General features: G+C 42.3%; 14 protein-coding genes. All 14 read right to left on the bottom strand.

Features of this window, described 5'->3' with window-relative positions; translation table 11 throughout:
* Window position 1: 1 nt before the first annotated feature.
* Entirely contained in the window at window positions 2-523 is a 522-nt protein-coding gene (gene mreD, locus CSV67_RS01265; RefSeq protein ID WP_099629817.1) for a rod shape-determining protein MreD, read from the bottom strand.
* Entirely contained in the window at window positions 520-1,413 is an 894-nt protein-coding gene (gene mreC / locus CSV67_RS01260) for a rod shape-determining protein MreC (protein ID WP_099629816.1), read from the bottom strand. The genes mreD and mreC overlap by 4 nt, the downstream gene beginning before the upstream one ends.
* 24 nt (window positions 1,414-1,437) lie before the next feature.
* Complete coding sequence (locus CSV67_RS01255) at window positions 1,438-2,451, bottom strand: rod shape-determining protein (protein WP_099629815.1); 1,014 nt, start codon at window positions 2,449-2,451, stop codon at window positions 1,438-1,440.
* Between the two features lie 169 nt (window positions 2,452-2,620).
* Window positions 2,621-3,319: a RadC family protein gene (radC, locus tag CSV67_RS01250; RefSeq protein ID WP_029053688.1), complete on the bottom strand. Its 699-nt coding sequence runs from the start codon at window positions 3,317-3,319 to the stop codon at window positions 2,621-2,623.
* Complete coding sequence (locus CSV67_RS01245) at window positions 3,319-3,915, bottom strand: Maf family protein (protein WP_099629814.1); 597 nt, start codon at window positions 3,913-3,915, stop codon at window positions 3,319-3,321. The genes radC and CSV67_RS01245 overlap by 1 nt, the downstream gene beginning before the upstream one ends.
* Before the next feature lie 84 nt (window positions 3,916-3,999).
* The gene (locus CSV67_RS01240; RefSeq protein WP_099629813.1) at window positions 4,000-4,626 is read right to left on the bottom strand and encodes a hypothetical protein; all 627 of its coding nucleotides are present in this window, start codon (window positions 4,624-4,626) and stop codon (window positions 4,000-4,002) included.
* A gap of 91 nt (window positions 4,627-4,717) precedes the next feature.
* The gene (locus tag CSV67_RS01235; RefSeq protein ID WP_099629812.1) at window positions 4,718-5,473 is read right to left on the bottom strand and encodes a prepilin peptidase; all 756 of its coding nucleotides are present in this window, start codon (window positions 5,471-5,473) and stop codon (window positions 4,718-4,720) included.
* A gap of 11 nt (window positions 5,474-5,484) precedes the next feature.
* Window positions 5,485-6,171 (bottom strand): pilus assembly protein PilO, encoded by a 687-nt coding sequence (locus tag CSV67_RS01230; RefSeq protein WP_099629811.1) that lies wholly within the window; start codon window positions 6,169-6,171, stop codon window positions 5,485-5,487.
* On the bottom strand, window positions 6,164-6,850 hold the full coding sequence (locus CSV67_RS01225; protein WP_099629810.1) for a PilN domain-containing protein: 687 nt from the start codon (window positions 6,848-6,850) through the stop codon (window positions 6,164-6,166). Before CSV67_RS01225 ends, CSV67_RS01230 begins: the two co-directional genes overlap by 8 nt.
* Before the next feature lies 1 nt (window position 6,851).
* Complete coding sequence (pilM, locus tag CSV67_RS01220) at window positions 6,852-7,844, bottom strand: type IV pilus biogenesis protein PilM (protein ID WP_099629809.1); 993 nt, start codon at window positions 7,842-7,844, stop codon at window positions 6,852-6,854.
* Window positions 7,845-8,480: 636 nt separating this feature from the next.
* Window positions 8,481-8,906, bottom strand: coding sequence for a type II secretion system protein (locus CSV67_RS01215; RefSeq protein WP_099629808.1), 426 nt, complete (start codon window positions 8,904-8,906; stop codon window positions 8,481-8,483).
* 117 nt (window positions 8,907-9,023) lie between these two features.
* Window positions 9,024-10,235: a type II secretion system F family protein gene (locus CSV67_RS01210; RefSeq protein WP_099629807.1), complete on the bottom strand. Its 1,212-nt coding sequence runs from the start codon at window positions 10,233-10,235 to the stop codon at window positions 9,024-9,026.
* A 2-nt stretch (window positions 10,236-10,237) separates the two neighbouring features.
* The gene (locus CSV67_RS01205) at window positions 10,238-11,275 is read right to left on the bottom strand and encodes a type IV pilus twitching motility protein PilT (RefSeq protein WP_099629806.1); all 1,038 of its coding nucleotides are present in this window, start codon (window positions 11,273-11,275) and stop codon (window positions 10,238-10,240) included.
* Between the two features lie 11 nt (window positions 11,276-11,286).
* The gene (locus CSV67_RS01200; RefSeq protein ID WP_099629805.1) at window positions 11,287-12,954 is read right to left on the bottom strand and encodes a GspE/PulE family protein; all 1,668 of its coding nucleotides are present in this window, start codon (window positions 12,952-12,954) and stop codon (window positions 11,287-11,289) included.
* Window positions 12,955-12,961: the final 7 nt, after the last annotated feature.

Below are 12,961 nucleotides of genomic sequence, written 5' to 3'. Positions count from 1 at the left end.
CTTAAAAACCTGCTTGTTTTTGAAAAAATCTTTTCTCTGTAATCTGTTTGAACATATAGCCGAACATCACGATAAATAATGAATTCGCAATCATTGTCGGAACGAGTCGACTCGTAAAGAATTCGCCGAAATCAATGGACGTTAACGCAATCACACTAGCAAAAAAGTACGACAACAATTCCAGTAACACAATCATTACTACTGATAATACCATAACCGTCACGGTATGACGCTCAATTTGTCGAATTACTAACGCCGCAACATAACAAATCAGTGGATACATGAATGTGTATAATCCAATAATATCAATATGATACATATCATACAACAGTCCAAGGACAAATCCGTAAATAATCGCTCGCTTGCTTGTATAATAAGTCGCAATGAAAATTAAATAGACAATTAGGAACCTAGGGACCGTGACATATAAATTACCGTTAATTTCAATCGGTGAAAACAGACTGAAGATAGGTTCTAGGAAAAATAATAGGATAGCAATTAACGGAATGATGAATCGGATCATGACTCATCGTCTCCTTTAGTCGTTGCGGAGTTGCCCCCGTCAGTCCCATCGACAACCGTCATGGAACGCTTTGCGATCATCACATGATCTAGTTTTGAGAAAGTAGCTGCCGGTTTTATATAGGCCAGTTTCGTCAGTCCGTAGTCGTCCGTAGAAACTTCGGTTACTTCCCCTATTAAAATGCCTTTAGGGAAGATTCCTCCAAGCCCTGAAGATATCACTTGCATCCCTTTTTTTACATTGAAGCTCGAATCTAGCCTCTTCATGATCAATTGTCTCGAAGTCCGATCGTATCCTTCGATTAAACCAAACATTTCTTCTTCGCCAACTACCATAGCCGCCACACGGAAATCGCTATTTTCCGTTGAAATCAATTCGACTGTTGACGTGAATGGAGTCGACAAAATGACTTTACCAATCAGACCTTGCGCCGTCATGACCGCCATATTGACGTCCACTCCAGCTGTCGTTCCTTTGTCTATGATAATCTTCTCTTCCCATTGATCAGGATTGCGTGAGATCACCGTGGCTTGTATCGGCTCAAATGCGCGCAGATCTTCTTGCTTATCAATAATTCCACGTAGCTTCACATTATTTGCTTTGACATCCACCAACTCCGCTTGCATGGCGGCATACGTTTCCAGACGCTTTTTTAATCGTTTGTTTTCTTCGTATGTATTAAGCATCGTATCAATATTTTCAATCAGTCCCGTCACAAAGTGGGCTGGTTTCGTAACGAGCGACTGCCCGAAACCTACGACATCCTTCACTGCTTGTTCCGGTACATTTGCATGATTTCGGTCGCGAAGTGAAAATGCAATTAATGCCACAAGGACGATTACTCCTACTAATAAAATGATTAATCGTTTATTGGAAAAAAAACGCGGCATTGCCTACATCTCCTCCAATTAATATTATGATTGAATTTTTTTAATGAGTTTTAAATTATCCAAAGCTTTACCTGTTCCAATCACTACGCAGTCTAGCGTATCTTCTGCTACAAATGCAGGCATTTTTGTTTCTTCAGAAATTGCTTTATCGAGATTACGAAGTAATGAACCGCCACCTGTTAAGACAATTCCACGTTCCATAACGTCTGACGCCAATTCAGGTGGTGTCTGTTCCAGCGTCTTTCTCATACCTTCAATAATCAAATCCATCGGCTCACGCAACGCTTTCGTGATTTCCTGCGAATTAATTTCCATCGTTTTCGGCAAGCCTGTCAATAAGTCACGACCGTGGATGTCCATTTTCTCCGTCTTATCTAAATCAAATGCCGAACCAATTTGCATTTTGATGTTTTCGGCAGTACGTTCACCGATCATCAATTTATATTCTTTACGGATATACGTTATGATAGCTGAATCCATAGAATCTCCACCAACACGGATCGAAGTACTCGTCACGATGCCGCCTAGAGAAATGATGGCCACTTCCGTCGTACCTCCGCCTATATCGACGACCATACTGCCCGTTGGTTCCCATACTGGCAAATTCGCACCAATTGCAGCCGCAAAAGGTTCTTCGATCGTATATGCTTCTTTCGCACCCGCTTGACGTGCAGCATCGATCACCGCGCGTTGCTCAACCGATGTAATACCATATGGCACACAAACCATAACGGTCGGTTTCGTCCATGAATTTCCTGCTGATTTTAGCGCTTCTTTTAAATAATGACGAATCATGGCAGTTGTTGTTTCAAAATCTGCAATGACTCCTTCTCGCATCGGGCGAATTGCCACGACTGAAGTCGGTGTACGTCCGATCATGGCATGCGCTTTACTGCCTACCTCTACGATTTCACCGGTCGTCGTATTTTTCGCTACGACAGAAGGTTCCCTTAGCACAATACCTTTATCCTTAATGAAAACTAGAGTATTGGCTGTCCCCAAGTCAATTCCTACGTTTCTTGATCTGAAACCAAACAAGTCAATTCTCCCTTTCTATAAAACCATCATCGGTATTCTTAAAAGCATACACCACATTATAACGGAAAGGTAACTTAATTTACAGTGTCACCCGGCCAGTTTGCAAAAAACATCGAAAAAGAGACTGATTTACCAGTCTCTCTACTTTCGCGCGACAATTTTTACGCTTTTAGATGTACCCTTTGTCTTTTAAACTGATGAATTTCTGATCACCGATAATGATATGATCGAGCACATCCACGCCCATGATCTGCCCCGCTTCCATCAGTCGTTTCGTCACTTCGATGTCTTCCCTCGAAGGTGTCGTGTCGCCACTTGGATGATTATGTGAAATAATCATCGATGCGGCCGACCGTTTAAAAGCTTCACGGAACACTTCACGCGGATGTACTATGGAAGAATTCAAACTGCCAATGAAAATCGTTTGCTTATGTAACACTTCATTTTTTACATTCAAAAATAACACCACGAAATGTTCTTGATTCAACGACGACATATCCGTCATTAAATAATTCGCGGCATCTTCCGGTGAACGAATCTTATAGCGTTCGTGCGGGGCCGTTCGATACAATCGCTTGCCGAGTTCTGCGGCAGCCAATAACTGCACCGCCTTCGCTTCACCAATCCCTTTAATTTTGGTCATCTCGTCCACTGTTAACTCTTTCAAATCTTGTAAACGGTCAATTGTCGACAACACACGGTTGGCGAGTACGAGAACAGATTCCGAGCGGGAGCCGGTGCGCAACAGAATCGCCATCAGCTCTTGGTTGGATAAACTGCTCGCCCCTTCTCGTATTAAACGCTCACGAGGCCTGTCAGCGATATGCACATCACGGATCATCATTTGCGGAGCTAAATCAAGCGGCATTACGCACCACCTTCTAAAGTTAGCAACCCTTCCTGACGCATCCGGTTGACTAGATCACTGATCGGCAACCCTACGATGTTTTGATAATCGCCTACCATATTTTCCACAAACAGCATCCCTTGCGTTTGGATGCCGTACGCACCTGCTTTATCTGAAGCATCTCCTGATTCCACATATGCACGAACGAGCTCTTCATCCAGTTTCCTGAACTTCACTTGAGACAAATCAGCAAACTGTATCGTCTTCCCGTTCGCAAGGATCGTCACACCTGTAATCACTTCATGTAGCTCTCCAGAAAGCTCCATCAAGAAGTCAATGGCTTGCGCGTCATCTTCTGGCTTTGGGAACACTTTGTCATCTTTCACTACAATTGTATCTGCCGCAATGATGATTTCTTCTTCTGATTCAACTACCGAAAGCGCCTTTTGCTCAGACAGACGAACCGCATATTCATATGGCTCTTCCGGTGTAAACGGTAAATTCTCGTCTACATCGCTCGGTCTCACGATAAAATCAATTCCTGCAAGCTGTAATAATTCTTTACGTCTCGGCGAGGAAGATGCGAGCACAATAGGTTTTAAACTACTAAATTTCATTGGAACAACCCCCTTTTTCCTAGTGTACGCTATTCCACGCGATTTGAAAAAAGGGCAAAATTCAATTCTCCCCCGTATATGGGATCAAAATTGAATTTTGAAGCACGGGTCTTGATTCGAGTAATGCGCCAACAGATGCAGTCTCGCGACAGAGGAATCCTTTGTAAATGCAGTAATGGCGGTCATTTTCTTCGCAAAGTCTCCCCCTTTTTTCGCGTCTTTTGCATCTTTAGACAATTCAATTTTCGATAGATCCTCAGCAAGCAACGCTTTTCTCACCTCGCCGGCATCCGCAGACTTGCAAGTGCCCGGTACGACTGTAATTCTCTTCTTAAATGCATCTTCGCCTTCCTTCAAAATTACATCACTCTCGTTCAGCCAAACCGCTCCCCAGACATAGAACTGTCCCCCCGCTGGCACGATAGCCGTACTTGCGAGACTCGGATTGTCCGCCACGAAATCCGTCGCTGCCTCCTGACTGGAAAACACACCATGCTGCTTAACGAACATAGTATCTCCACCCTCAGCCGCTCCGCCTTGCTCGTCTGTCTTCGGCCCAGTCGTCGCTACCGTCTCATTCGCCTTATCCTTTTTCTCTCCCGTAGTCGATATCGTCAGCCCGATCACTAGTACTGCGACCAAGCCGATCGCTATCCCTTGCACTAACGCCCGAATCACAATGTTCTTTGAATACGTCCTGCGGAAATTCATTCCATCACTCCACTAGTTTTCTTTCACCATATCAAAATGAACGTAAAAAAAGACGAGACTGTTGTCGTCTCGTCCATAAACATTTACCGATTTAGTTCAACAAACCTGTATACCAACTGACAAGCTGCGTCCCATAGAAATAAGCAATTAGTGCAGCGACCGCAATCGAAGGACCGAATGGCACAGGTGTTTTACGTCCTTGCTTCGTCTTTTTTAAGAAGATCATGCCGACAATCGCGCCTATCAATGAAGCGAGAAACAGCGTCACTAACGTCTGCATCGTTCCGAGCACCAAACCAATAACGAAAAACAACTTAATATCGCCACCGCCCATACCACCGTTCGACACGAAGGCAATCAATAGCAACAAACCGAACCCCACCGCAGCTCCAAGCAAGCTATCCCACCAGGGCGTCAGCGGACTGACGAAGCGCAAGATGAAAATTGCAATACCAAACGGCAATAAAATTTTATTCGGAATCAACATATACTTTAGATCGGATACCGTTAAAATAACCAACATGGAAATAAATAACAAAGCCACAACGAATTCCCATTGAAATCCGAAGTGTAAGAACGCACAGACGAACAGCACACCCGTGATCAGCTCCATCACGGGATATAAAGCACTGATCTTCTCTTTACATCCACGGCACTTCCCACGCAAAAACACGTAAGAGAAAACCGGCACCAGATCTACTGCGGTCAGATTACGATCACATGTCGTACAGCGAGAAGGTGGTGACACGATGGATTCCTTTACCGGCAAACGTATGCCGACTACGTTAAAGAACGAGCCAAACGTAATGCCGTAAAGGAAGAAAAAACTACTATAGAGCCATTCCATGGATTACCTCCTCACCCCGCTTTCTCAGTACCTGTCATTTTATTGATCGTCGTTGGATCGAATTTCATCGCAGGTGGCGGCGCGTCTACTTTCGGCGCCTCATTTTGTAAATTGACGAGATCCGGACGGAAGTACGCATGGAATGAAATCACAACTTTCATTTCACCGATATCCGATTCCTCTTCCGTTTTCTCGGCAGTCGCTTCGAATTGAATCGTCTCTACATTTATCAGTCGAATCATTTCTTCAATCTCGTAAATGAACGAATCGACTTGCTTATATGTATCTGCAGCGAGTGTCACTTCCATCAACACGGTTTCGAGATTTTGTACATTTTCCGGCAGTAGTTCTATATCGAATACTTCCTTCGAGAAATTAATTTCTTCAATTCGACTATCGGACTTTACTTCCGCCTTCTCCAGACGAATCAGCAATGCATCTTCTAACGGAATGACAGGCACAACTTTTTGAAGTGGTGCAGACGTTACAGTTTCATTTACATCTCGATTCGCTAATTGTTTTTGTAATGAAAACAACACATCACGTTCTGAAGCAAACTGAGCCGCCGTCTGATCCTTCATTTCTTTTGCCGGCAAGTAGACGTTCGTCACCGTGTAATAGACAAGTGCAATAAGGAAAATGGAAGCCAATACGACTAAACCAATCTCCATCTGACGTTTAGATAAATATTTATTCAACCGTATCGCCTCCTTCCGTATTCGCATCTACAGGAGGTTGTAGTTCTTCAGGGGCAGGTTCTTGTGGTTGCTCTTGCGGTTCTGAAATCACATCAGGATCAACGTCTGCGTCTGTTCCTGGTAGCGCACGTTCATCGACAAATTGAATGAAATAGGTAGCAAAATATCTAGGCAAGACATTCTCCCGCTCATCGATGTCTAATTTTTCCGTTTCAATTCCTTCGAACGTCGCGTCGATCACTAACGACGAAGCTTTCATTCGGGTTAGATAAAGCGCCGGCTCCATCAAGTCATCAAACTGTACTTTCAATGTCACTTCATTGGGCGCAGTGAACGTTAGCTCTTGGAAAAACCCTCGATCTGGCAAGGCTTTCGTTAGATCATCTATAAGCGGTTGTGTTTTATATTGGTGCCCTTTTAGAAACTCTACAGTCGCTGCTAATTGTTCTTTTTCCTGACCAAATGCAGACAAATGCATTTGCGACGTGATACCTTCTTGTTGTTTCTGTATTTCATACGTGGATTGTTGCAACCTCGCCGCTTCATCTTCATATTTTTGCGCAATGAAATAAAGCACAACCCAACTAATAAAAGCGACTAAAAGTATTGCAATCGCTATCCAAAGAAAAGTAGCCTTCTCACGTATCTTTTCCGGCAGTAGATTTATATTAACTAACATATTACACCTCTTCCTTCAGCGCGAGACCAATAACTCGGTGGAAATCCGCAGTAATCGCGGTTCCGTCCACACAACTAATCGGCTCTTTCACTAAGGGAAGTGCTTCGATTGCTAAACGTTCTCGTACCATCTGCAATAATTCTTCTTGTTGTCTATATGTACCATTCCACACTAGATGGGTAATAGTGGAATCGTTTTCCGCCAAATTAAAGCGATAGAAGTTTGCTAGCTTCTCAAGTTCCATGACAATCGTATCCGGCTCAACTTGTTGCTCTAGCTCTTCGCCTGTTGCCATGCTAAGCGGCACTTCCAGTTCCATCGAGCGAATAAACAAAGGATAATGAGAATAGAAAATAGACACAGTCAGGCTACGGCCACGCAAATCAGCAAGGAGAATATGTTCTGACCCCTCAAATTGGTGCACATGATGTGCCAGGCGATACAGAGAAAGCGGTGCAATATCCGCCACAACTGGTTCCACTTTTACGGACTTCAGCACTTCCTCATAGGTCTGCATAATACTTTCTTTAGACGCAATCAAAATCGCTTCATTTTGCGATTGATTAGCTGTATAAGGAACGACATCAAACACCGGATCGTCAAAAGGCAAATAAATCGTCGAACCGATCTCGATAAAGAAATGGCTTTTCAGCTCTTCATCTTCCACCGTGTCAGGATACGCAACGCGTCGGATGATGACATATGTATCAGGCGCAAGAAACGCCACGTCACGCTTCACAAGATTCCAATCTTTCACAACCTCCGTCAGAACATCGCGGAGCTTATCCCCTTCGGCTATTCGGCCTTCCATTATGATATGTGCTGGCAACAACAATTCTTTCGCGATTTCCAGCACGATCGGATTCAAGGACTTTATACGCACGTACCGGATCGCATCGTCGTCAAGAGTTAACGAATGCACACGCTTTTTACGGCTGAGTGTAGGTATAGAAAGTTTGGAAAGTGGGCGTTTTAGTTTAGAAAAAATTGACATAAATGAACTCCTTCCAGACGAGCAAACGCGGGGTGTTTGGTGATTATTTCCTAGTAAACTAGTTATGGTAAGTATAGCAAAAGTGTTGGGAGAAAGGAAGACTGGTAGGAAGAGCTTACGAAATATTAAGCATTGTAATTAATCACCTGATATGGAGGGTAATTCATCACATTTTTCAGTTCTAACTTTTGTGGATTTCTCACTATTATTAATCATTTCGACAGTGGTTTTCGAAATTTAACGTCATTTTCCTCGACGTATGCTTTACTACAAATCCAAAGGGGTTAGCTTCAACAATGCACAATATGTAATTGACTAAGTTTTCGCTTTAAAGAGAACACAGTTGAATTAATGTAAGAATACCTACAGAGTTAATATAATAATTAATTTCAATGTGTTCAATAAAATATGAACTAGCAACGTTTAGTAATATAACCGTTAGCATCTTTAACGAGCGTAACACGACGAGTGTCGGCAAGAAGTTTCTTCACAAGAGTACAATCTTATAAGTTGCACAATTGAATTTATTGAATCTATGATTATTCACATTTCTAAAAAAAATTGATTTTAAAAAAACTCTGCAGGGAATATCTGCAGAGTTTTAATGAATTAAGTAATATAATTATGGAAAGATACTTATCTCGTCACTTCAACTGTACCGGTAGTTCCTTTAACTGCAGCATCAGTAATATTTTTAGAAGTCGAACCTTTGAAAGTTACTGTAACACCTTTTGTCGTTGCGGTACCTACTAAAGTATTTGATCCGCCATCTACTTTTGTAACTGTTGCTGATGTAAGGCCACCAACTTCATTTAAAAATCCTTCTGTAGTTAACTTCGTAAGGTCAACTGACTTTTCACCGTTTTCTGCAAAGTACATCTGTGCAGCAGATAATACGTTTTGTCCATCAGACTTTAATGCATTAACCTTAGAATTCGTAATAATATTCCCAATAGCCGGCACCGCAATCGCAGCAATAATACCCAAAATAACAATAACCGCTAATAGCTCGACAAGTGTCAAACCTTTTTGATTCAATTTCTTCTGCATAAACTTTTTCATATAATTCCCCCCTCTTGTCTATCATACTTTATGAGTAAAGTATACCAGAGAATCTAGTAAATTAAAACCAGTTTAATTGAAAAAACTTAAAATTATTACTAACATTTGTTATTTCCGTTACAAATTATCTATCTGTTCAAACATACTAAACATCGGTAACATGATTGCCAAAACTATAGTCCCGACTATAGCAGCTAAGAAAACAATCATTAAAGGCTCTATCAAAGCCTTTAAGCGGTCTGTAGCTGCTTCTACTTCTTTCTCATAAAAATCGGCAACTTTGGCTAACATAGAGTCTAAAGAACCAGTCTCTTCACCAATTGCAATCATATGAGGAATTAATGGTGGGAATGCCCAGTGATTTAACATAGGTTCTGTCAAAGATCCACCACGTTCCATTGATACTCTAGACTCACCAATCACTTTTGAAATGACCTCATTCCCTACCACTCTTTCTGTCATAGACAGGGCCTGTAAAATCGGTACAGAGCTCGAAAACATGGAACTTAATGTGCGCGTCATCATTGCGAGGGAAGACTTTTGAGCAATGCTACCGAATATAGGTAATTTCAACAAGATGGTATCCAGAATATATTTCCCTTTTGGGTTGCTTCTGAACATGATATACCCAACAACTAGAATTGAAACTATAAGAATGAACAAGTACCAGTAGTTTGCAATCCATTCACTAGCTGCCATTACCGCTCGAGTTAGCCAAGGTAGTTGTCCACCTATGCTATCAAACATATCTACGAACATCGGTACGACGAACCATAGAAGAAAAATGACTACAGTGATCGCTATAATGCCTACTACAACTGGATATGCCATCGCTGATGTGACTTTTTGTCTTGTACGATACGCTTTCTCGAAATGCTCTGCTAATTGATCCAATGATTCATCTACCGTACCCGAAACTTCTCCTGCCGCCACCATGTTTAAAATTAACGGTTCAAATACTTTAGGATGTTTTCCGAAAGCTACAGATAACGCTGTACCTGTACGTAAATCTTCCTGAACTGCAGTCAAAATCTTTCGTAATGCCGCTTGCTCCACCTGCATAGATAATATCCTTACTGCATCCACAATCGTGACTCCTGCTTGAAGAAGTGTAGAAAACTGCCGTAAGAACATAATCAATTGATCACGCTTCACCGGACTACCGATCGTAATATCCTTCGTTAGCATCGTTTCTTTCTGCTCAACAAGATTTACTACACGAATTCCCTGATCTTTAAGTTTAATCGCTGCATCTCGCTTATTCGTAGCCGTCACTGTACCACGGCGAATCGCTTTCGCATCTCGCCCTTCATATGTAAAACGAGCCACTCTTAATCATCCCCTTGCATAAACGGCAATGCCGCTTCATACGAAATGATTCTCTGATCCATCAAATTCTTTACGGAGTGGTCCATCATATGCATTCCAAGTGCACGGCTTGTCTGAATGACGTTCGGAATCTGGTGAATTTTCTCAGACCGTATCAAGTTTGATACAGCGGGATTATTAATCATAATCTCTGTCGCCGCACGTCTTCCTTGCTTATCCATCGTCTGGAATAATCGCTGGGAAACGACTGCCTTTAAAACACCTGCCAACTGCACGCGAATTTGTGCCTGTTGCCCATGAGGAAATACGTCTATAATTCTATCAATTGTCGAAGCGGCACTCCATGTGTGTAACGTCGCAAGAACTAAATGACCGGTTTCCGCAGCAGTGATAGCCGTAGAGATCGTCTCCAGGTCACGCATCTCACCTACTAATATGACATCCGGATCTTGACGCAAAGCAGCACGTAAGCCGTCCGCAAACGACAGTGTATCAAAACCGACTTCCCGTTGATCGATAATAGAAGAACCATGCTCATGCATATACTCAATTGGATCTTCTAACGTAATAATATGCTTTCGCATCGTTTCATTCATATAACGAATCATTGCCGCAAGTGTTGTGGACTTACCCGAACCAGTTGGCCCTGTAACTAAAATTAGTCCTTGTGCAGTGTCAGATAAGCTCTTCAACGTTCCCGGCATATTCAACTCATCGATCGTAGGTATCTTTGTAGGAATCGTCCGAAATGCTAATGATATCGCACCGCGTTGTTGGAATGCGTTGACACGGAAACGAGAAACGCCAGCGATTTCATAAGAATAGTCAATCTGTCCAGCTTCTTTAAATGCAGGAATCATCTTTTCTGGAATCGTTTGATAAGCAATTTCTTTTGTGTCTTCCTCGGTCATAACGATTTCACCAAATCGTTTCAAATCACCATGTACTCGGAAAACTGGGGGCACGCCAACAGTCAAATGAATATCAGACGCTTTGATAGTAAAGGCTTCAGTTAATAATTGATCTATTCTTTCGGTCACCGCAAACACTCCTAATCTATCAAGGCCACTCTCAACACTTCTTCAGTAGTGGTAATGCCTTGTTTCACTTTTTCCAAACCATCATCTATCAGGAAAATCGTTGCACTCTTCTCTGCGATTTCACGGAATACAGTAGGCGATGCGCTATTGTTGATCGCATTACGCATTTCAGCATTGATGATCAATACTTCATGAATCGCAATCCTTCCGCGATATCCTGTCATATTACATGCAGAACAACCCGCACCGCGATGAATCGTTTCAATCGTTTTCCTACGTCTAGCGAAAATTTCTTTTTCACGATCAGTAGCTAGCTGTGTAGTGCCGCAGTCCCGGCATACACGTCGGATCAATCGTTGAGCTACAATTGCATTAAGGGAGGCAGTCAAAAGGAATGGCTCTACACCCATATCAAGTAGCCGTGATATAGATGCAACCGAGTCATTCGTGTGGATTGTGCTCAAAACCAAATGTCCTGTCAAAGAAGCTCGTATCGCAATTTCTACCGTCTCTTTATCCCGAATTTCTCCTACCATGACCACATCAGGATCTTGACGCAATATAGAACGTAACCCTTTCGCAAACGTTAATCCCACATTCGTATTCACTTGAATCTGATTAATTCCTTCCAATTGATACTCTACCGGATCTTCAATCGTAATAATATTTACCTCTTCGCTATTTAACCGATTCAACGCCGCGTATAATGTAGATGATTTACCCGAACCAGTAGGTCCAGAGATCAACACAATACCGTTCGGCTTCTCAATTTCTCCAAGAAAACGTTCCAGATTCGTTGGACCAAAACCAAGCTTTGTCATATCATTCAATGAGCTACTCAAGTCCAAAATACGCATAACGACTTTTTCACCAAAAACTGTCGGTAAAGTTGATAACCGTAGGTCGATTGGACGGAAATCAATCATTACTTTGATGCGCCCATCCTGTGGCATGCGTGATTCAGTAATGTTCAAATTCCCCATGATTTTGATTCGGGCTAGAAGCATAGCCTGCATATGCTTCGGTATGACCCGTTCAGTCTGCAGTTTTCCATCAATTCTGAAGCGGATGATGACTTGGTGTTCTTGAGGATCAATATGTATATCACTCGACTTCATAGAAACTGCACTAGAAATAATCTGGTTCACTAGACGTACAACAGGAGAATCATTATCAACGATGTCATCCTGTTGCTCTGCCTGACTAGCAGATGTTTCGGGTTCTTCAAACAGCAAGTCATCAAATAATTCATCATCATAATATCTAGTGATTGTTCGTGTAATATCGTCTTTTGACGCAATTGCAGTATCAATATGGAAACCAGTAGACAACCGTAAATCTTCAATTGTATTGTAATCCATCGGGTCCGCCATGGCGACGAATAATTTATCTCCATCTTTTTTTAACGGAACAATCATTTTTTGCTGCGCCAAACTTTTAGGTACAATATTAAACAACTTCGGATCAAACGGATAACGGAATAAGTTGACGTGAGGAATTCCTAGCTGGAACTCTAACACTTCAATCAACTGTTGCTCCGTAATATACCCGCGTTGCAATAACGCATCACCTAGTCGCTCATCGCGAGTTTTTTCTTTCAACGTACTCATTAACTGCTCGTCCGTCAGCAAACCGGATTCTATTAATAAATCTCCAAGACGCTTTCTAGTTGTCGCCATCTCAATC

The sequence above is a fragment of the Sporosarcina sp. P2 genome (assembly GCF_002743255.1).
Classification (GTDB): Bacteria; Bacillota; Bacilli; order Bacillales_A; family Planococcaceae; genus Sporosarcina.
This window is presented reverse-complemented; position numbering and strand designations above follow the sequence as displayed.